The organism is Alistipes communis, from assembly GCF_006542665.1.
GTDB classification, from domain to species: Bacteria; Bacteroidota; Bacteroidia; order Bacteroidales; family Rikenellaceae; genus Alistipes; species Alistipes communis.
The window spans coordinates 676,402-696,214 of sequence record NZ_AP019735.1 but is presented as its reverse complement, the minus strand read 5'-3'; the positions used below and the strand labels follow the sequence as shown (position 1 = coordinate 696,214).

15 protein-coding genes are annotated in these 19,813 nt (G+C 61.0%); 7 read left to right on the top strand and 8 right to left on the bottom strand.

Going from position 1 to position 19,813, the window contains the following annotated elements; translation table 11 throughout:
* Positions 1-125: 125 nt before the first annotated feature.
* From FMF02_RS02975 to FMF02_RS02965, 3 genes are read right to left on the bottom strand one after another with little or no spacing between them, the layout of a single operon-like run.
* The gene (locus tag FMF02_RS02975; RefSeq protein ID WP_026075090.1) at positions 126-809 is read right to left on the bottom strand and encodes a transglycosylase SLT domain-containing protein; all 684 of its coding nucleotides are present in this window, start codon (positions 807-809) and stop codon (positions 126-128) included.
* 52 nt (positions 810-861) lie between these two features.
* Positions 862-3,018, bottom strand: coding sequence for a putative porin (locus tag FMF02_RS02970; RefSeq protein ID WP_019131377.1), 2,157 nt, complete (start codon positions 3,016-3,018; stop codon positions 862-864).
* Positions 3,019-3,030: 12 nt separating this feature from the next.
* Positions 3,031-3,753, bottom strand: coding sequence for a CDP-alcohol phosphatidyltransferase family protein (locus FMF02_RS02965; RefSeq protein ID WP_162852309.1), 723 nt, complete (start codon positions 3,751-3,753; stop codon positions 3,031-3,033).
* A gap of 818 nt (positions 3,754-4,571) precedes the next feature.
* On the opposite strand from FMF02_RS02965, the gene FMF02_RS02960 reads away from it, so the two are divergent.
* The 7 genes from FMF02_RS02960 (at position 4,572) to FMF02_RS02930 (ending at position 13,529) form a co-directional block, all read left to right on the top strand.
* Positions 4,572-5,642 (top strand): mannose-1-phosphate guanylyltransferase, encoded by a 1,071-nt coding sequence (locus FMF02_RS02960; RefSeq protein ID WP_244611612.1) that lies wholly within the window; start codon positions 4,572-4,574, stop codon positions 5,640-5,642.
* 24 nt (positions 5,643-5,666) lie between these two features.
* Complete coding sequence (locus FMF02_RS02955; protein WP_141412156.1) at positions 5,667-6,947, top strand: UDP-N-acetylmuramoyl-tripeptide--D-alanyl-D-alanine ligase; 1,281 nt, start codon at positions 5,667-5,669, stop codon at positions 6,945-6,947.
* 204 nt (positions 6,948-7,151) lie between these two features.
* Positions 7,152-9,095: an OPT family oligopeptide transporter gene (locus tag FMF02_RS02950; RefSeq protein WP_141412155.1), complete on the top strand. Its 1,944-nt coding sequence runs from the start codon at positions 7,152-7,154 to the stop codon at positions 9,093-9,095.
* 21 nt (positions 9,096-9,116) lie between these two features.
* Positions 9,117-10,334 carry a peptidase T gene (pepT, locus tag FMF02_RS02945; protein ID WP_141412154.1) on the top strand — a complete coding sequence of 406 codons (1,218 nt, stop codon included), beginning with the start codon at positions 9,117-9,119 and terminating at the stop codon, positions 10,332-10,334.
* Between the two features lie 9 nt (positions 10,335-10,343).
* On the top strand, positions 10,344-12,272 hold the full coding sequence (locus tag FMF02_RS02940) for an NAD(+) synthase (protein ID WP_141412153.1): 1,929 nt from the start codon (positions 10,344-10,346) through the stop codon (positions 12,270-12,272).
* Between the two features lie 22 nt (positions 12,273-12,294).
* On the top strand, positions 12,295-12,906 hold the full coding sequence (locus FMF02_RS02935; RefSeq protein ID WP_026075088.1) for a DUF4923 family protein: 612 nt from the start codon (positions 12,295-12,297) through the stop codon (positions 12,904-12,906).
* Positions 12,907-12,908: 2 nt separating this feature from the next.
* Entirely contained in the window at positions 12,909-13,529 is a 621-nt protein-coding gene (locus FMF02_RS02930) for a lipocalin-like domain-containing protein (protein ID WP_162502264.1), read from the top strand.
* A 73-nt stretch (positions 13,530-13,602) separates the two neighbouring features.
* On the opposite strand, the gene FMF02_RS02925 is transcribed toward FMF02_RS02930, so the two are convergent.
* The 5 genes from FMF02_RS02925 to FMF02_RS02905 form a co-directional block, all read right to left on the bottom strand.
* Positions 13,603-15,204: a PCMD domain-containing protein gene (locus FMF02_RS02925; protein ID WP_141412151.1), complete on the bottom strand. Its 1,602-nt coding sequence runs from the start codon at positions 15,202-15,204 to the stop codon at positions 13,603-13,605.
* A 2-nt stretch (positions 15,205-15,206) separates the two neighbouring features.
* Positions 15,207-16,037 (bottom strand): hypothetical protein, encoded by an 831-nt coding sequence (locus tag FMF02_RS02920; RefSeq protein WP_141412150.1) that lies wholly within the window; start codon positions 16,035-16,037, stop codon positions 15,207-15,209.
* 12 nt (positions 16,038-16,049) lie between these two features.
* On the bottom strand, positions 16,050-17,033 hold the full coding sequence (locus tag FMF02_RS02915) for a hypothetical protein (protein WP_244611611.1): 984 nt from the start codon (positions 17,031-17,033) through the stop codon (positions 16,050-16,052).
* Positions 17,034-17,171: 138 nt separating this feature from the next.
* Positions 17,172-19,607: a PCMD domain-containing protein gene (locus FMF02_RS02910; RefSeq protein WP_162502263.1), complete on the bottom strand. Its 2,436-nt coding sequence runs from the start codon at positions 19,605-19,607 to the stop codon at positions 17,172-17,174.
* A 16-nt stretch (positions 19,608-19,623) separates the two neighbouring features.
* On the bottom strand, positions 19,624-19,812 hold the full coding sequence (locus tag FMF02_RS02905) for a hypothetical protein (protein ID WP_034780492.1): 189 nt from the start codon (positions 19,810-19,812) through the stop codon (positions 19,624-19,626).
* Position 19,813: the final 1 nt, after the last annotated feature.

Genomic DNA, 19,813 nt, shown 5'->3' with positions numbered 1-19,813 from the left:
AGCAGCGAAGGTTGGCCGTTGATTTCCGCACGGCGCGTACTGAATTTCGGCTGGCGGCAGTTCGATAAAAAAACAGCGAGGTAAACTGCCTCGCTGTTTTCTATTCCGGAATCGGGATCGGGTTCTCAACGTGCTGCGATACGGCAGTAACGGTCGTAGCGTTTCAGAACGTCGCGGACGTAGGCCCTCGTCTGGCTGCCGCCGGTGAACCGGCCGCAGCGTACCTCCTGCTGCTCGTAGTATTCGGGCAGCGCTTTGAGCGCCAGATAGCGGGCCACGGTCTCCCATGAATCGGGATTCTCGCCGTGGCTGCGCGCCAGCCGGCGTGCGTCGTTGACGTGGCCGATGCCGCCGTTGTATGCGGCCAGGATGATGCTCATCCGGTCGTCGTCCGGCGTGCCGGGCGCGAAACGCAGTCCGGCGTCGATCTTCGAGAGCACCTGTGCCGCCAGCCGGACGTTGGTCTCCGGATCGAGGAGCCGGTCGCCCGTCACGTTGAACTGGCGCGCCACGGCGGGCATGATCTGCATCAGTCCGGCGGCGCCCCGTTTCGAAACGATGTCGGGCGAGAAACGCGATTCGTGATAGGCGATGGCGCTCATCAGACGCCAGTCGTAACCCTCCTCTTCGCTGACCGAACGGATCAGTTCGTCGTAAACCGAGATGGTGTGGGCGATCTCCGTCCTTTCGGCGCTGCCGATGAAACTGCCTGCCGTGCGGTTGCCGTAGGGGCCGAAATTGGCGTTCAGACCGTAGAAGGTAGTCAGCAATGTTAAGAACACGAACGTTAAAAATGTCTTTTTTAACATAAAGTTTTACGTTGCGGGCAGCTCTCTGCGTGCCGTACAGTACACCGATCGATCAGTCGTAGAATCCCCACGAAATACCCATCTTGAACATGCCGGGGTTGAGCGGGTAGCGGGCCACGGAAAAGTAGTCGCCGTTGCCGAACAGCCCCCTGTTGACATGCTGATATTTCAGAAAGATGCGCATTCGTTTCCACTTGCCCATGACGAAAACGTCGGTGTAGGGATAGTTCCCCACCTCGGTTTCGCGCTGGTTGTAGAACGCCGACAGGGCCGGATTGTAGCCCGGGGCGTAATACTTCGTGTTGTAGCGGCCGTCGAGACCGATTTGCAGCCTCAACACGTCGCGCACCACCCAGAACTCGTAATAGTACGAGAGGAAGGCGCTCACGAGCGGAACGGGTATGACCTCCTGATTTGTACTCCACTGCAACAATACCCTGTTGTCCAGATGGAGTCCGCCGATGCGGAAATCCTTGCGGGCATACAAACTCGTCAGGCTGACGTTGCCGTCGTGTTGCAGGACGCCTACGTTGGAGTCGCCGGGACCGACGGGGCCGTAATAAATCTTGTTCTTTACGACACCCTGCCATGCGGCGAGTTCCAGCGCGTAGTCCGGCACGCGGAACGAAGCCTCGATACGGGTTTCATTCTCCTTGGCCAAGGAGTTGGACCACACGTAGTGGTTCGAGAAGAGATTCTCCTGCCAGTAACCCGGCGAACGCTTCTCGTTCGAGAAACGTCCTTCGAGAATCAGGGCGTGACCGCGGAGATAGCCTTTGAGCGCGAGGTGTGCGCCCAGCGACATGTCTCCGCCTCTGTACCCCGACGGGTAGACCTTCATGTTGGCGTCCCAGTCGACGTATTTCTTGATTTTGCCGGCGATCGACCCGTAGGCGAAATAGCTGGTCTTTCGCGTGCGGCGGTATTTGCCGGTGATGTAGTCGCCGAGCGCGAACTGCGAGTAGGTGTGGATGTCGAACCCCACGCCGCCGTCGATGGTGCCGATCACGCCGTTGCGGTCCCACGGCTGCGCCTGTACGAACAGGCGGTTCGAAAGCCTCCGTTCGCAGAGCGTGTCGCGCGAGGCGTCGGGGTGGATGAACCAGTTGTCGTAATACTCGTGGCCCTCGGTGGCGACGAAGTTGCCGTTCTCGTCTTTCGACCCGCGTTCGTCGGTGTAGGTGCCGAAGATGTCGGTGTAGGTCTTGCTCCAAATGTCGTACTCGATCGAGTGGCCGATGAATACGGCCGAGAGGTCGGCCAGCGAAAAATCGTTTTCGGTGACGCGTTGCAGCGGAATGGCGTAGGACTGCGTGAGGAAGAAGGCATGGTTGCGGTAGATGTTTTCGGCCTTGGCGTTCGTCAGCCGCATCGGTACGCCCGACGGCATCTCGAAGACCGTGTCGCGGATCGCCCATTCGCCCACCACGCCGCCGTTCTCCTGCGTCTCGATGTGGTTGTTGACGTAACCGGCATGTACGGAGTAGCGCTTGCCCGTGTGGGCGACCGTCACGGCGATGTTCTGATTCTTGGTACGCGACCATTCGTAGAGTCCCCGCGTGCCGCGCGACTTGTAGTCGATGCTGAAACTGGTCGAGGGAGAGATGTTCTGCGCGTGGCGGATCTCGAAATTGGTCTCGCGGTAGCGTTTCTGTCCCGATTCGATGTAGGTCATTTGCAGGAAGGGACGTTTGCCGTTGTAGAACGGCGCGTTCCGCATGTCGTAAATATAGGAGTGGAACGGGGAGGCGAAACTGAAATCCTGCCACTGGGGCCGCTCGAAATAGTTGAGCGGAACCGATCCCTGGCCGAGCGCGCCGATCGGCGCATCACCCACGCCGTTGCGGTAGAAGGGGTAGTCGATTCGCCACGCCGTGAGCGTGGTGTCGAGCGGTTCGATCCGCACGCGGTTGTAGTCCTGGGAGACGTTCCATTTGAAGTTGGGCAGCGCCCGGATCGAGTCGCTGAAAAAGTAGGATTCGAGCGGTTTTTTGATGCGCTTCTCCTTGGTCGAGTCGACGGGCTGCTGCGCCTGCCCCTCCTCGTCTTCGGGCGCGGGGTTCGGTACTCCGTAGAGGTTGGTGTTTTCGCCGCGTTGCTGGGCGCGCATGAGCGAACGGGCGTCGAGCTGGGCACAGACACGCCCCGGCAGCAGCGCCGCCAAGAGCAGCACTGCCGGGAGCAGATATGTTCCGAGCCGTTTCGACATGCGTTTTCTTTCTTAGGCTTCGGCCGCCCTGCGCCCTTGCAGGAGCCACCGGACGAGCGAGACTACGACATAGAGAACGAAAATCGCGGGAATTGCGTATGCGCCGAGCGTAAGAATAAGTACGACGCACGCCCCCAGAAAGAGATAGCGCAGCCGGTTGCCCGTCCAGCCGAAGCCGTGGAATTTGAGTGCGAACATGCGGATCGGGCTGATCATGAGCCAAGCCGTCGCCGCCGCGGCGAGCAGTACGGCTTCATAGGGCAGCGAGAGCATTCCTTCGGCGTGGAGCAGACCCAGCGAGGCGCAGAAGAGGCCCGCCGCGGGCGAAGGCAGTCCGCAGAACTCGGTGCGCTGCGTGTCGTCGATGTTGAATTTCGCCAGCCGCAGCGCCGTCCCGACGGCCAGCAGCAGTACGATCCAGCTCCAGGGACCTGCCGTGTCTGCCGCCCACCACGAACTGCCGGCCTGCCATGCCAGCGTGAGCATGACGGCCGTCGGTGCGACGCCCGACGAAACCATGTCGGCCAGCGAATCGAGCTGCAACCCGATCGGCGAGGACTGGTGGAGCAGCCGTGCCGTGAAGCCGTCGAAAAAATCGAAGACGGCCGCCAGCACCAGCAGCCAGAAGGCCAGATGCAGGTCGCCGTCGGTGAGTATCGCCACCGTCGCTATCATCCCGCAGAGCAGATTCGAGAGCGTGAGCAGGTTGGGAATGGTAAAGAGCTTGATCTTCATATTCGTGCCCGACAATTGATAGATTGACCGGCAAAGTTACGAATTATTTTTCGGTTTTCGGGCAAATGTGCCGAAAACCGATCGGACACGGCCTTTTTCTCCGCTGTTTGCGGGGCGATGCAGGGGGCGATGCCTGTGTCGGAATTGGTTTGGACTTCCTCCTGAGGATGACAGGATTTGTCGTTCCGGACGGAATGCAGTGGAGCGTAGGAATCTTTCCGCTCTTTTCGCAGTGCGATCCGGCAGGCCGGAGACCTGCTAAAATAGGAGATCAGCAAATAATCATCGTTGCGCGCAGTGCACCGCAAATTCCGCATTGCTCCGTCCGATCCCGACGTAGGTGCTCTGCGGACACTTTTGGCGCCACCTTTCGGTGACAAAAGGTGGTAAATCCGCTCCTTGCAGGAGACACCCAATCGGAGGTGCGGGATGCTTCCCGAAGTGAGAATTAGGTTGTTTTTGCAGTGCGATCCCGCAGGCCGGAGGCCTGCTAAAATACAGTTTCGAAAGATTCGCTCTTCGGCTGCAGCCGAAGAGCGGAAGCCCGCAGCCGCCCATGCAGAGGGCGGCATCGCTCCGCCTGCGGCGTCCGGCACATCCTCCGCCGGCCGCGGACTGACAAAGGGAAATCGCACTTTGGCTGCACCGAGAATATTTCGCCTCGGCAAAAAGCAAATTAATTTGCATTGCTTCCGGCTTTTCGTATCTTTGGCTTGCCGAAGATACTCCCGTTCGGCAATGTTCGAATAAATTTGACATTGCCCTCGACTTTTCGTATCTTTGTATATTATTTCAGGAACAATCAAACGAGATACGATATGAATCGCTACTGTATCATCATGGCGGGAGGCGTGGGAACCCGCTTCTGGCCGCTGAGCCGGCAGAACAAGCCCAAGCAGTTCCTCGACATCATGGGGACGGGCAAATCATTCCTGCGCCATACGTTCGAACGCTTCGCGCCGCTGGTGCCCGACGAAAATTTCATCGTGGTGACCAACCGACGTTACAAGGAGCTGATCCGCAATATCCTTCCCGAGATCCGCAAGGAACAGATTCTCTGCGAGCCGATCGGCCGCAATACCGCGCCGGCCATCGCCTACGCCGCCTACTGGTTGCGGAAACACGATCCCGAAGCGCAGATGATCGTCACGCCGGCCGATCACTGGGTGGTCGACGAGGAGGGGTTCCGCTCGATCATCGGCGAGTGCCTCGATTTCGTGACGGGCCACGATGCGTTGATGACCGTCGGCATCCGTCCCACACGCCCCGAAACGGGTTACGGTTATATACAGGCCTCGGCCGACGAGACCATTTGTCCGGTGAAGAGTTTTACGGAAAAGCCCAATCTGGAACTGGCCCAGACCTTCGTGCAGTGCGGCGAATTCTTCTGGAATTCGGGTATTTTCGTCTGGAAGGTCCGCGATATCGTGCGGGCCTTCGCCCAATACCTGCCCGAACACCATGCGCTGTTCTCGTCGGTCGAGGCGGCGTTCGGTACGCCGCAGGAGGACGAGGCCGTCGAACGGGTCTTTTCGTGCAGCCATCCCATTTCGATCGATTACGGCGTCATGGAGAAGGCCGGCAACGTCTACGTGCGCTCCAATGCCGACGTGGGTTGGAGCGACGTGGGGACGTGGGGTTCGCTCTACCAGCTCTCGCGCAAGGACCGTTACGCCAACGCCAAGCCTGCGGAGGGTTGTTACGCCTACGATACGCGCAACTGCATCATCTCGCTGCCCGCGGGCAAGGTGGCCGTCGTGAGCGGCTTGAAGGAGTACATCGTCGTCGATACGGAGGACGTGCTGATGATCTGCCCGCGCGGCGAGGAGCAGAACATCAAGAAGTATATCGACGAGGTGAAGTTCAACAAGGGCGAGGAGTATATCTGATAATCGATGAATAACGATTGACAATTGAACGAAAACGAACGGCTCGGAACGCAGCGTCTCTATGCGTTGTTCGAGCGATATCCCGCCGTCGCGACCGACTCGCGGCGGGCAGGTGAAGGGACGATCTTCTTCGCCCTCAGGGGCGACCGTTTCGACGGCAACCGCTTCGCCCTGGCGGCGCTCGATGCCGGTGCGGCCTGCGCCGTCGTCGACGATCCGGCGGTCGCGGCGTCGGCCGGAGAAGCCTATGCCGGGCGGATCGTGACGGTAGACGACGCGCTGGCGGCCTTGCAGGCGCTGGCGCGCGAGCATCGTCGCAGGCTCGGCATTCCGCTGCTGGCGATCGTCGGCAGCAACGGCAAGACCACGACCAAGGAGCTGGTGAGCCGCGTGCTGGCCGAAAAATACGCGGTCTACGCCACGCAGGGCAATCTCAACAACCATATCGGCGTACCCCTTACGCTGCTGGCGATGACGCGCGACACGGAGTTGGGGGTGGTGGAGATGGGGGCGAGCGCCTGCGGCGAAATCGCCCTGCTCTGTGCGATCGCCGAGCCCAATTTCGGCCTGATTACCAACGTCGGGCGGGCGCACCTCGAAGGATTCGGGGGTGTCGAAGGGGTGCGGCGCGGCAAGGGCGAGCTGTATGACTATCTGGCTGCCAACGGCGGCCGTGCCTTCGTGCGGCGCGACGACGGGACGCTGGTGAAAATGGCCGCCGAACGGGGAAATCTGGCGGTGGAACTCTACGATCCGGCGATCGCCGACGGCGTCGGGCACCGGCTCGAAGGGGCGTTCAACCGCCTGAACGTAGCGGCGGCGATGGCCGTAGGCCGTTATTTCGGCGTGGACGAGGAGCGTATCCGCGACGCCGTGGCCGCATACCGGCCCGACAACAATCGCTCGCAGCGGCGGTCGACGGCCCGCAATACGCTCGTCGTCGATTGTTACAACGCCAATCCGTCGAGTATGCAGGCGTCGCTGGCCAATTTCCTCGGCGAGGAGTCGGCCGGCGGCAAGGTCGCCGTGTTGGGCGATATGCTCGAACTGGGGGCGTGGAGTGCGGCGGAACATCGTGCGGCGGTCGAACAGGCGCTTGCGGGCGACGTGGAGCAGTTGTGGCTGGTGGGGACGGAGTTCTCCGCCGCGTGGCGTGCGATGGGGTGCGGCGACGAACGGGTGCGTCTGTTCGCCACGTGCGACGAAGCGGCCGCCGCGTTGCAGGCGTCGCCGTTTGCGGGCAAGTTCGTGCTGCTGAAAGGGTCGCACGGGATCGGACTGGAACGATTGATCGAGTGGCTGTGATCGGACAGTGCTTTGGCTGATGCTTGTCCTGTGTCCGGCAGAAGAAAGCGCGGATAGTATGCGGATGCCCGACGGTCGTCGGGTGTCCGCGTTTCATCATGCCGTTCCTTTCGGATCGGCCGAATTCGGCGGGCGGAAGATCGATTTTTCGAAAAAATTCCTAACTTTGTCAATCAGACGCGAATTCAAACTTAAAAAACGAGAATGGAACAGGAAAAACAATTGACCTCGTTGCCGGAGAACGCCTACCGCGAGCTGGCGCCGGGCGAGGAGTACACGCCGATGCTGCCGGCGTCGGCCGCTCCCGCCGAAGTGACGCCCTATTCGGTCGGGATGGGCATCGTCATGGCCATCGTCTTTTCGGCTGCGGCGGCCTATCTGGGACTCAAAATCGGACAGGTGTTCGAGGCGGCGATCCCGATCGCCATTATCGCCGTGGGCATGGGCAGCGTGCTCGGCAAGCGCAACATGCTGGGCCAGAACGTCATCATCCAGTCGATCGGCGCTTCGTCGGGCGTGATCGTCGCCGGGGCGATCTTCACGCTGCCGGCGCTCTACATCCTGGGGCTGGACGCGGCGTTTTACCAGATCTTCCTTTCGTCGTTGTTCGGCGGTCTGCTGGGCATCGTGCTGTTGATCCCGTTCCGCAGCTATTTCGTCAAGGAGATGCACGGCAAGTATCCCTTCCCCGAAGCGACGGCCACCACCGAGGTGCTCGTGTCGGGCGAGAAGGGGGGCGCGCAGGCCAAGCTGCTCGCCGTGGCCGGTGCCGTGGGCGGACTGTACGATTTCGTGGTGTCGACTTTCGGGGCATGGACGGAATCGGTTTCGACGCGCATCTGCGATTTCGGCGCGATGTGCGCCGACAAGTTCAAGGTGGTCTTCGGTCTCAATACCGGTGCGGCGGTGTTGGGCTTAGGCTACATCATCGGCCTGAAATACGCCACGATCATCACCGCGGGTTCGTGCCTGGTGTGGTTTCTCGTCGTGCCGTTGGTGGGATCGGTGATCCCCGATGCGGCGAGCGTATCGCCCGAACAACTGTTCAAGGATTTCGGCCGGCCGATCGGCATCGGCGGCATCGCGATGGCCGGGCTCGTCGGCATCGTGCGGCAGGCGGGGATCATCCGTCAGGCGTTGGGGCTGGCCGTGAAGGAGCTGGGCGGTAGGAAGACCGCCGAGCAGACGACCGTGCGTACGCAGCGCGACCTGACGATGCGGCTGATCCTCACGGTCGTGATCGCCACGCTGGCGGCGTTGCTGGTCTTCTTCCAGTTCGGCGTGCTGGGCAACTGGGCGCAGACGCTCGTGGCGCTCGCGATCGTCTTCGTGATCGCTTTCCTCTTTACGACCGTGGCGGCCAACGCCATCGCCATCGTGGGGACGAATCCCGTGTCGGGCATGACGCTCATGACGCTGATCCTTTCGTCGCTGGTGCTCGTCTCGATCGGACTGAGCGGCAAGAGCGGCATGACGGCCGCGCTGGTCATCGGCGGCGTGGTCTGTACGGCCCTTTCGATGGCCGGAGGCTTCATCACCGATTTGAAGATCGGCTACTGGATCGGTACGACGCCGGCCAAGCAGGAGGCGTGGAAATTCCTCGGCACGGCCGTTTCGGCGGCGACGGTGGCGGGCGTGATGATCGTGCTCAACCGCACCTACGGTTTCGTGGGCGAGGGTGCGCTCGTGGCGCCGCAGGCCAATGCGATGGCGGCCGTGATCCAGCCCTTGATGGAGGGCGGCACGACGCCGTGGGTGCTCTATTTCATCGGCGCCGTGCTGGCGCTGGTGCTCACCTCGATCGGCGTGCCGGCGCTGGCCTTCTCGCTGGGGATGTTCATCCCCATGGAGCTGAACGCCCCGCTGGTGGTGGGCGGTCTGGTGGCGTGGTACGTCTCGACCCGCTCGAAGGATGACGCCGTGAACAAGGCGCGGCTCGACCGCGGTACGCTCATTGCGTCGGGCTTCATCGCCGGCGGTGCGCTGATGGGTGTCGTTTCAGCCGTGCTGAAATTCGCGGGCGCCGACTGGTACTTCGGGCAGTGGGCGTCGTCGAACGGCGCCGAATGGTTGGGGCTTGCGATGTATGCGGCCCTGATCGGCTATATGGCCTGGCACACGATGCGTGCGAAGCCCGAACAGGAGTAATTCATTTGTAACGAATAAGATATGGAACTCAAAGATCGATTTCTGAAATACGTCTCCTACGACACGCAGTCGTCGGAGCAGAGCCGGACCTTCCCCTCGACCGACAAGCAGCTGGTGCTGCTGCGCGAGCTGGCCGACGAAATGAAGGCGTTGGAAATGACGGAAGTGACGATGGATGCGCACGGCTACGTGATGGGTACCGTGCCCGCCACGCCGGGCTGCGAGTCGGCGCCCGTCGTCGGTTTTATCGCGCACGTCGACACCTCGCCCGACATGAGCGGCAAGGACGTCCGTCCCCGCACGATCGAGGAGTACGACGGCGGCGACATCGTGCTTAACGGTCAGTTGACGATGCGCGTGGCCGATTTCCCTGAACTGGCGTTCTTCAAGGGGCATACGCTCATCCACACCGACGGTACGACGCTGCTGGGCGCCGACGACAAGGCGGGCGTGGCCGAGATCATGACCGCCGCCGAGTATCTGCTGGCGCATCCCGAGATCGCACACGGCAAGATCCGCATCGGCTTCACCCCCGACGAGGAGGTGGGACGGGGCGTCGATTACTTCGACGTCGCGGCTTTCGGCGCCGATTTCGCCTATACGGTCGACGGCGGCATGGAGGGCGAATTGGAGTACGAGAACTTCAACGCCGCCAGCGCCAAGATCGCCGTGCAGGGCCGCAACGTCCACCCGGGTTATGCCAAGAACAAGATGATCAACGCCATCGAGGTGGCCTGCGAGCTGAATGCCATGCTGCCCGCCGCAGAGCGTCCCGAACATACCGAAGGGTACGAGGGGTTCTACCACTGCGTGGGCTTCGACGGGACGGTCGAGCGCGCCGAGATCAGTTACATCATCCGCGACCACGACACCGCGAAGTTCGAACAGAAGAAGAGTTATCTGTGGAGCGCGGTCGACCTGTTGACGAAAAAATACGGCGACGGGGTGTTGACGCTCACGCTGAAAGACCAGTATTTCAACATGCGTAAAATGGTCGAGCCGCATCCGCAGCTCATCGACAAGGCGATGGAGGCGATGCGGATGGCGGGCGTCGAACCGCTCGTGCGTCCGATTCGCGGCGGCACGGACGGCGCGCGGCTCTCGTTCATGGGACTGCCGTGCCCCAATCTCTTCACGGGCGGCATGAATTTCCACGGCAAGTTCGAGTACTGCTCGCTCACGACGATGCGCAAGGCCGTGCAGGTGATCCTGAACCTGGCGCAGCTGTGGGCCAAATAGCGCCTGACGATGGATCGGTACGGATATCTGAAAACGGCGGCGGCCATCCCTTCGGTGCGGGTGGCCGACTGCGCCTATAACGGCGAGCGGATCGCCGCGCTCGTGGCCGATGCGGCCGGACGCGGCGTCGAGGTCGTTCTCTTTCCCGAACTGTCGGTGACGGGCTATACCTGCGGCGATCTCTTCCTGCAACCGGCGCTGCTGGCTGCTGCCGAACAGGCCCTTGCGGAGCTGCTGCGGCGCACGGCGGAGCTGAATACGGCATTCGTGGTCGGCCTGCCCGTCGCGGTGGACGACATGCTCTACAACTGCGCCGTCGTGGCGGCCGCGGGCGAAGTGCTGGGTGTCGTGCCCAAGTGTCATATTCCCGACTACGCCGAGTTCTACGAGTCGCGCTGGTTCGCTTCGGGTCAGGGGCGCCCGACGGTCGAGATCGAGTTGTGCGGGCAGAGCGTGCCGTTCGGGCCCGACCTGCTGTTCGACATCGGCGGTGCGCGGTGCGCGGTGGAGATCTGCGAGGACCTGTGGGTTCCGGCCCCTCCGTCGGCGGAGGCGGCTGCGGCCGGCGCCGAGGTGATTCTCAATCTTTCGGCGTCGCCCGAAACCGTGGGCAAGAGCGACTACGTGCGGCAGCTGGTCGTACAACAGTCGGCGCGTACGCGCGCGGCCTACCTCTACTGCTCGGCCGGTTTCGGCGAGTCGTCGACCGATCTGGTCTTCGCCGGCCATGCGCTGGTGGCCGAGAACGGCGCGGTGCTGGCCGTGTCGGAGCGTTTCTCGCTCGGCGAGCAGCTCGTCGTGGCCGACGTCGACTGCCAGCTGCTGCGCAACGACCGCTGCCGCACGACGACGTTCCGCCACAGCGGCGCGGGCGGCCGTACCACGGTCGCCGTGACGATGCCCGTGGCCGACGACCGTCCGTTCGACCGCACGGTCGAGGCGATGCCCTTCGTACCGGCGGAGGACGACCGGCGGCACAGCCGTTGCGAGGAGATTCTCAACATTCAGGCGACGGGATTGGCGCGCCGGCTGGCGCATACGCGGAGCACGAAGGCCGTCGTCGGCATTTCGGGCGGACTGGATTCGACGCTCGCACTGCTCGTGACGGTGCGTGCGTTCGACCGGCTGGGACTCGACCGGCAGGGGATCGTGGGGATCACGATGCCCGGTTTCGGGACGACCGGCCGCACCTACGGCAATGCCCTGACGTTGATGCGCGGACTGGGCGTCACGGCGCGCGAAATACCGATCCGCGCCGCCTGCGAACAGCATTTCCGCGACATCGGGCTGCCGGAAGACGACCGCTCGACGACCTACGAGAATGCGCAGGCGCGCGAACGGACGCAGATTTTGATGGACGTGGCCAACCGCGAAGGTGCGCTGGTCGTCGGTACGGGCGACCTGTCGGAACTGGCTCTGGGCTGGGCGACCTACAACGGCGACCAGATGTCGATGTACGGCGTCAACGCCTCGGTACCCAAGACGCTCGTGCGCCATATCGTCGAGTGGTATGCTGCGCACTGCGCCGAAGGGAGTGTGCGCGAGGTGTTGTGCGACGTGGCCGCCACGCCCGTCTCACCCGAACTGCTGCCGGCCGATGCAGAGGGCGGTATCGCGCAGAAGACCGAAGAGCTGGTCGGCCCCTACGAGCTGCACGACTTCTTCCTCTACCGCTTCGTCCGGCAGGGGTTTCCGCCCGCGAAGATACTTTTTCTGGCCGAACGTGCGTTCGGCCGGCGTTACGACCGGGCGACGATCCTGCGGTGGATGAAGACCTTTTTCTCCCGCTTTTTCTCGCAGCAGTTCAAACGTTCGGCGATGCCCGACGGGCCGAAGGTGGGTTCGGTGGCGTTGTCGCCGCGCGGCGACTGGCGGATGCCGTCGGATGCGAGCGCCGCGGTATGGCTCGCCGAGATCGACCGGCTCGAAAAGGAGTGAACGAAACAAATTATCGGAATTTATGAAGAGACTTTTGATGTGCCTGCTGGCCGCGTGCTGCGTTGTACCGGCCGTCGGGCAGGATTGGAAAGAGGCGTTGAAGAGCGCGGCCTCGAACGTCGTCGACAAGGCGACGGGCGGCAAGGCGACCGAAACGCTGATGATCGGCGACTGGCAGTACGAGGCGCCGGGCGTGAAGTTGGAAAGCGACAACGCGCTGGCCGACGTCGGAGCGTCGGCCGTGACGGGCAAAATGGAGGAGCAGCTCGAAAAGCTCTACGCGCTGGCGGGAATCCGTGCCGGTGCGTGCAAGTTCTCGTTCGCGGCGGACAAGCGCTTCACGGCGACGTTCGGCAGCCGGACGTTCACCGGAACCTACGAGTTCACGGGCGAGAGCCACGATATCGCGCTGCATTTCGAAATGTCGTCGAAATACGATCTGGGGACGCTCAACGGCAAGACTTACTTGTCGGGAACCGACCTGCAAATCCTCTTTCCGGCTACGCGGCTGCTGAAAATGGTCGACGTGCTGGGGCAGAAACTCGCTTCGTTCAGCACGACGGCCGCGACGGTCAGCACGCTGGTCGGCAAGTTCGACGATCTCTATCTGGGATTCGAATTTACGAAGCAATGACGATGAGACGTCTGTTTTTGATCGCGGCCTTCGCCGCCGCCTTTGCGACGCCCGTTTCGGCGCAGTCGTGGCAGGACATGTTCAAGAGCGCCATCCAGTCGTTGACGGGCGGTACTTCGTCGGAGTCCGCCGCGGCGACCGCTGCCCCCGAACCGCTTCCGGAGAAGGAGCTGTTCGGCTCGTGGAGCTATCAGGCGCCGGCGATGGAGTACACGGGCGACGATATGCTCGCCTCGCTGGCGGCCTCGACGCTCAAAGGGCAGCTGCCCTCCTATTTCCAGCAGGCGGGGCTGCAACCGGGCAAGGCGACGGTCTCTTTCTCCCGTCGCGGTGTCTTCAAGGCAGTGCTGGACACCCATAAGGTAGAAGGGGTGTACCGCTACGACGAAGATACGGGGGAGCTGACGGTCGAGTGCCTCTTCGCCGGCAATCCGGTCTCTTTCACCGGCCGGGCGAAACATGCCGACGGCGTGCTGACGCTGCTTTTCGAAGCGAATGCCGCGCTCGGTTCGCTGCGCGCTTCGTCGCAGCAGTATGCGCAGAATCCGAAGTTGCAGCAGATCGCCGCGATTCTGGAACGTTATCCCGGCGTGATGCTGGGCGCCGAGTTGAAGCGGCGGTAGCGCAGGGAGAATGATACGCGAGGGGTCGGCGCTTTCGAAAGCGCCGACCCCTCGCGTATCGTGTTCCGGGACGTTATTCGTAGACCAGTTCGAAGTCGTCGACCCACATCACGCTGTCGGAACTGCCGGTGAAGTAGTCGCCGTAGCGCGACGCCGAGCAGACGATCATCAGATGCGTGGGTACGACATCCGTGGCCGTGTAGTCGAGTTTGACGGTGAATTCGCGCCACTCGTCGACGCTGGTGGTGAAGACCACCTCGCCGTAGGCGATGACGTCCTTGCCTTCGGGGTCGAAGAAGGTCTTCGTGTCGCGGGTGTAGACCTGCACGGGCGACTGCTCCGTTCCGCCGTATTCGGCGGCCGTCCAGCGCCCCAGCGCCATGTAGATGATGCCTTCGTCGGGGTCGCCCTTGGCGAAGCTCATGCCCACGGGGCTGCTTTTGATGTAGTCCATCTTGCCGCGGTTGTATTTCACCCAGCCGTGCAGCGCCACGGGGCGCGAGGTGAAGGGCTGGCTGAAATTCACGATGCCGTCGGTGCCCTTCGTTTCGGCGTAGTGGCCGGAGAAGAGGTTTCCGGCGGCGAACTTGCCGACGCCGAGGAAGGCGACGTACTGCGATTTGAGCTGTGCGCAGTATTGGCCCTCCGAACCCGGACGCGGGTCTTTTTCGTTGGTGGTGACGAGTTTTTTGAGCGTCATCGAACCGGGATTGCCCGAACCCCAGAACTGCTCGGCCAGCGGCGCGTCGGCGGCGTAGGGGTAGAGGATGTCGCTGCGGTCGGTGCTCCACGTCTCGAATCCGGCGTTGGGCAGCTGCGGAGCCGCTTCGGTGGTGAATTCCCGCATGTCGCAGCTGTCCGTGTCGGAGAAGGCTCGCAGTTCGTAGGTCGTTTCGGGGTCGAGGCCGGCGAGTTTCGCGCGGAAGGTTCCGCCCTCGATCTCGACGTCGGGTACCGCGAGCCACTCCGTGTCGCCCTTGCGGCGGTAGACGAAGCCCATTTCGGTGTCGCTCAGACCGTCGGCCGCGAGCCATGCGATGCGCGCCCATGCGTCGCACTGCGTGATGCGCACCGTGACGTCGGTCGGCACGACGCGGAGCCGCCACTGCTCCGTGCGGCCGTGCGCCGTGACGTCGACCAGCCGTACCGTCTCGAACGAGGTCGTTCCCTCGATTTCGGGCGAGTAGGTCGTGATTCCGGCCGGGCCGAGTTTGAGCTCCTTGACCGGGACGTTTTGCAGGTCGGTGCTGCGCGAGACATAGGCCGTCGCCGTGCGGTTCGCAGGATCGATCTCGGCCGCGCCCACCTGCTTCTTCACGCGGAAATAGCGTTCGATGGTCTGCGTGGCCGCGATGCTCCACCCGTACTCCTGATAGAGCGACAGCGTCGTGTAGAGCGGCGTACGCAGGTCGAACGTGCCGGGGAAGGCGACCGACGACTGCCCGCCTTCGGTGAGCGTCACCGAGGTGATGTGCACGTTGCGGATGTCGGTGGTCTCCAAAAGCGGCAGGATGACGGTCTGCTGCGCAGCGTTGATCTGGGCTGCGCCGTCGAGCCCTTCGGCCTCGATCGCCTCGATGTTGATCGTCACCACGGGGTAGGGCAGGTCGTTATGGATGCAGCCGGCGAAGAACGCCGGAAGGCACAGTGCGCCGAAAAGGATGAGTCGTTTCATGGTTACTCTTTCTTTTTGTTCCACAAATGAACGGTCATACCCACGTTGATATTGGCAAGGTTGAGCCGAAAACGCATTTTCGACGCCGTGCGGCTGCCGGTTTTGCCGTCCTGGTCGGTCTGGTCGATCTTCGAATACTGGAAGCCGCCCAGTCCGAACGAGAGGGTTCCGCAGACGTTGGGAAAGATGTAGACCGCCACGCCGGGATTGAACGAAATGTTCATCTTGAACGACTTGCTGTGGGTCGATTTCGGCGTGTCGCCCGACAGGTAGGAGAAGTCCGAGCGGCCGATCATGCCCGACAGCTCCAATTCGGCGAACAGACCGAAACTGCCCTTGGGGTCGATACCCGTATAGGAGCGGTGGAACAGTCCGAACGAGTAGGCGTTGCCCGAGTAGTCCATGTTGTCGAGCGAGATGTCCAGATCGTTCTGAGAACCCAGATCGACTTCCAGATTGCCCAGTCCCATGCCGATATGGCGGTAGCCGAGCCGCAGTCCGACCATGTTGTTGTCGCGGTAGAAATAGCCCACGAAGGGGTTGACCTGCGCTATCGTCCCGTCGAGGTTGATGTTGTCGAGGATGAGCATCATGTCGGTGTCGTCGCTCGAAATCGTGCCGTAGGAGGCCGTGATGCCGAGCGCCACCTCGCCTTTGTAGGCGAATTTGTTGCGGTCGATGCGGCGGTCGATGCGCTTGGCCGTAGGCAGGAAACGGTGTTTCTCGACGAAGGCCGAGTCTTTGCGCACGACGACCGAGGCGTCGGCGCCGGAGTCGGCCGCGGCCGACAGTGCCGCCGGCGCGAGGAGCATCAAAAGTAGGAATTTCTTCATTGCCGTGCGGTTTTAGAGGTAGAACGATATGCCCAGCCCGATGGAGAGCAGGTTGACTTTGAAATTCATGGCGCTCTGGTGGCGCGTGCCGGTCGTCACCTGATTGTGTACCTGCCGCACGCGGCTGTACCCGATGCCCATCATGCCGACATTGACCTCGACGGCCATGCTGTTCGTGGCGAAGGCGATCAGGCCGGGCGAGAGGCCCAGCTCGAAGTCGAAGCCCCGCTGGAACGTGCCCTTGATCGGCGAATCGGCCGCGAACTTACCCTGCGAGCCGCCGAAGAGCAGCTGGATGTCGGTGAAGATGCCGAAGCGCTTCGACTCGCCGAAGGGGATGTAGCGGCGGTAGACCGCAGCGAACGAATAGGAGTGGCGCAGCGCGTAGTAATAGTCGACGCTCAGGTCTGTCGACGAGTCGCCGTTGCCGAAGCTGACGTTCGCCCCGTCGAGTTTGAGCAGCGTGCGGCCGTAGATGAAGCGCACGCCGAGCGTCGAGTTGTTGCCCAGCGCGTAGCCGATCATCGGACTGACCTTGAAGGTGTAGCCTTCGGAGGTGATGTCGTCGATTACGAGCACGTCGTAGTCGCGGTTGTTGTGGGTCGAATAGGAGACCGTACCGCCGAAGACCCATTGTCCCTTGGGGACGAAGAGGCTGGTCCGCGAGCTGATGCCGCGCTCGGCACGCCGCTGGTTGACGGTTTTCGCCGACTGAGGCTGTTCCCCGTCCGCGATCGCCGTGAGTCCGGCTGCACGGTCGCCGGCCGGCGTCGTGGCAGTCGGCCCGTCGGGTGCCTCCGATACCGGAGCGACGTCGGTCGCGGGAAGGGGTTCGGCGGTGAGCGGCGGCTCCGCGTCGGCGATGTCGGACGTTTCCGCTGCCATAGGATCGGGTGCGGCGGCCGTTCGGTCGACGGGCGATTCCGGCCGCGGGGCGGCGGCCGCGACGGCCGTCCCCAGCAGCAGAATCAGTGTCAGAAGTTTGAGTTTGCGCATTTCGAAGTGCGTTAATCGGTTCTTTGCGTATCGCGGGAGTTTTTCGGCGGCCCTCCCCGCAGCCGTTTCCGACCCTAACGAATCTCCGGGCGGTCGTCGGGCCGCCCGGAAATTTGCAGGGTTGTCGTTTTCAGAGGATTAGTATACCCACTCGAAGTCTTTGATATACATATAATTGCCATCATAACCGCACATGAAATCCCCGTAAGCATTGGATGCGCAGGATATGATAAGGCTTAAATTTCCATCCGTAGGTTTAGCCTCTTTGTCGTACCAGTTGAACTGCAACGTTTTCGTAGAAAACTCGGCAGGCATATTGTTTTTATCGATCCAGTACGAAGCATAGGCGATGACTTTGCCGCCGCCGTATGTTTCAACTTCCGTTGGTTCATGTGTCGAATTGTCCACGATTTCGGGATCCCAAGTGCCGGTTGGAGCTTTGGAACCCGATGAGACAGCTCTCGGTTTTGAATTCGACCAATCGATGATAGCGGCATAGACACGAGCATAATCATTTTCGGCAGATGTTACCTGCTTGCCGTGTTGTTGTTGTAGATTTCCTTGTGCAACGGCGCCGTAATAAGAAAATTTGATCCCTGTCGGTCGAACGTTCCATGAATAATTAACTCCGAACGAAGCTACACCTGTGGTTGCATCGGCTTTCTTGAATTTGCCGGTAAATAGATTTCCTGCCGATAGCTTAACGATTGCAAGAGGTTTGGATGATACTAATTTAGCTGCATTATTTTCATACTTTAAGCAAGTAGTTGTAACTTCTATAAACATTTTTGTCACGCAATTGCCGCTTGCCCACCATGTATCGTCGGTATTGCATTTGTCCCAATCATAGCATGACAATTGTGCGTTATCCAACGATGGAATTTCGCCATTGGCTTCTTTGGTATTGGCGGAAAATGTTGTTGCTCCAGCATATTCGTTGCCGTCGACGATCAATTTATATTCGTATGTTTTACCGTTTCGGATACCGGTAGCGGTTTTTTGGCGATAATAAGGTGTTACGGTCGAATTCGGAGAGGTTTCTACCGTAGTGAAAGGACCTTCCCATTCCGGTGAAGCGGTTGCGATTGTCCCTTTAACATCGGCGTCGAGCCATTCGGAGCTGTCTGTTGCTTTGTACTTGACTGCAATCGAAGATGCATTCGAAGGTATATCGGACAAGGTGAACGTAGCTTTGTTTGTCCATAAATTGACATCGTTATTATAAACAATCGTCGGATTGGCAGCAGGGGTTGGAACATAGAAAATCAGCGTTTTTTCAATCGGACGCCCAAGGGCATCGCTCATACTGAGCGAGAATTCATGGTTGCCGTAAATTTGCCCCTCTGGAACACCCAATTCCGGCAATGATAAAATCAGCGGAACGAGCGTGGAAAGATCGAGTTGGAATGCTCCCGTATGACCGGCCAGCGGATCGGGAAATCCCGGAATCATATCTTTGATTGTCGCTGTATTTTTATCGTTAACCATGTCCAATGTCATCGTATTATCTACCGGCGGGAATGTAGAGCCGAGAATGGCAGATAATGCTGGGGATTTAATCTTGATAACAAATCCTTCGATACCGGCTGCTGCTTGCAGATTGACCTTTACACTCATACCTTCCTTGATCTCCTGCGGCTCGAAGGTGGGGTTGTCAACCCATTCGAGTGTCGGAGCGGCAGCGAGTGCAGTCCAGCCGCTCACGGCTTTGGTCGTGTAGGCCAACTCGCCGGGGAGCAGCTCGATGCCGTCGGTCGTCAGGTCGAGCGATGCGGTGTGGCCTTCGGTGGTGATGACCACCGACAGCTTGCCGTAGGTGGCGGCCGGAACGTTGAAATAGGCCTTGAACGAGGCGGCGGTCGGTTCGCTGCCGGCTTCGTAGCTCAGCGTGATCGTCTCCGACGGCTCGGAGGCGTTGAGGGCGCCCGACTGGTCGCCAAGCGTGATGTCGAACGACTTGGCGGCGATCGTCTTGCCGGCGGCGGTCAGTGCTACCGACTTCACCTTTTCGGCCTTGACCGTGGCGTCGTCGGTCTCGAACGTGAGCGCCAGAATGGCCGTCAGACGTTTCAGACCGAAGGTCACGGCTTCGCCCTGCGGGGTCTTGCCCGGCTCGGCGCCGACATGGGTTACGGGTACCGACACGAGGGGATCGTAGGCGCCGTTGAAATTGCTGCCCTTCTGCGTACGCTCCGCACCGAACGGGATGTTGAGCGGCGTAGCGTCGACGGCAGGGTAGACGGCCTGGTAGGTCCAGTCCTGCTTCTTCTCAGTCAGCTGGCCTTTGAACACTTTGGCGTCGGCGTCGTAGGTGAATTTCTGGATATCTTCGCCCGTCTGGCTGCCTTTGGCATAGACCGTCAGCTCGTCGGTCGCCTCCCACGAACCGGAGAAACGTCCGTTGGACTCGTCGACCTCGATCTGCGCGCGGCTCTGGGGCAGCGCGGCTTTGAGGCTGACCTCGATTTTGCCGGGTGCTACCGGCATTTGGTCGGCTGCGTCGTCGGTCGAGCAGGCCGCGATGAGCGTTGCAGTGGCTGCAACGAACAATCCTTTGGTAAATGCGTGTTTCATATGGATGTCTGTTTTATTATTCTTCGATCGGATCGCCGTAGGCATCGAACACTCGATCGCCCCACGCGTCGAAAGGTTTGGCATTTCCGCCGGGGAATGCCTCGCTGGCTGCAAAGCCGGTCTCCACGACAACTTCCGTTGCGGTGACTTCCGGACGGAGATAGGTCTTCGACCCCCCCCCGAAATTCGTAATGTTCTGCTTCATA

Coding starts and splice junctions, on each gene's coding strand:
- FMF02_RS02910 (WP_162502263.1), bottom strand. CDS start 19,607: ATGAAACACGCATTTACCAAAGGATTGTTCGTTGCAGCCACTGCAACG.
- FMF02_RS02965 (WP_162852309.1), bottom strand. CDS start 3,753: ATGAAGATCAAGCTCTTTACCATTCCCAACCTGCTCACGCTCTCGAAT.
- FMF02_RS02935 (WP_026075088.1), top strand. CDS start 12,295: ATGAAGAGACTTTTGATGTGCCTGCTGGCCGCGTGCTGCGTTGTACCG.
- FMF02_RS02970 (WP_019131377.1), bottom strand. CDS start 3,018: ATGTCGAAACGGCTCGGAACATATCTGCTCCCGGCAGTGCTGCTCTTG.
- FMF02_RS02950 (WP_141412155.1), top strand. CDS start 7,152: ATGGAACAGGAAAAACAATTGACCTCGTTGCCGGAGAACGCCTACCGC.
- FMF02_RS02915 (WP_244611611.1), bottom strand. CDS start 17,033: ATGCGCAAACTCAAACTTCTGACACTGATTCTGCTGCTGGGGACGGCC.
- FMF02_RS02960 (WP_244611612.1), top strand. CDS start 4,572: ATGAATCGCTACTGTATCATCATGGCGGGAGGCGTGGGAACCCGCTTC.
- FMF02_RS02940 (WP_141412153.1), top strand. CDS start 10,344: ATGGATCGGTACGGATATCTGAAAACGGCGGCGGCCATCCCTTCGGTG.
- pepT (WP_141412154.1), top strand. CDS start 9,117: ATGGAACTCAAAGATCGATTTCTGAAATACGTCTCCTACGACACGCAG.
- FMF02_RS02905 (WP_034780492.1), bottom strand. CDS start 19,812: ATGAAGCAGAACATTACGAATTTCGGGGGGGGGTCGAAGACCTATCTC.
- FMF02_RS02920 (WP_141412150.1), bottom strand. CDS start 16,037: ATGAAGAAATTCCTACTTTTGATGCTCCTCGCGCCGGCGGCACTGTCG.
- FMF02_RS02930 (WP_162502264.1), top strand. CDS start 12,909: ATGAGACGTCTGTTTTTGATCGCGGCCTTCGCCGCCGCCTTTGCGACG.
- FMF02_RS02975 (WP_026075090.1), bottom strand. CDS start 809: ATGTTAAAAAAGACATTTTTAACGTTCGTGTTCTTAACATTGCTGACT.
- FMF02_RS02925 (WP_141412151.1), bottom strand. CDS start 15,204: ATGAAACGACTCATCCTTTTCGGCGCACTGTGCCTTCCGGCGTTCTTC.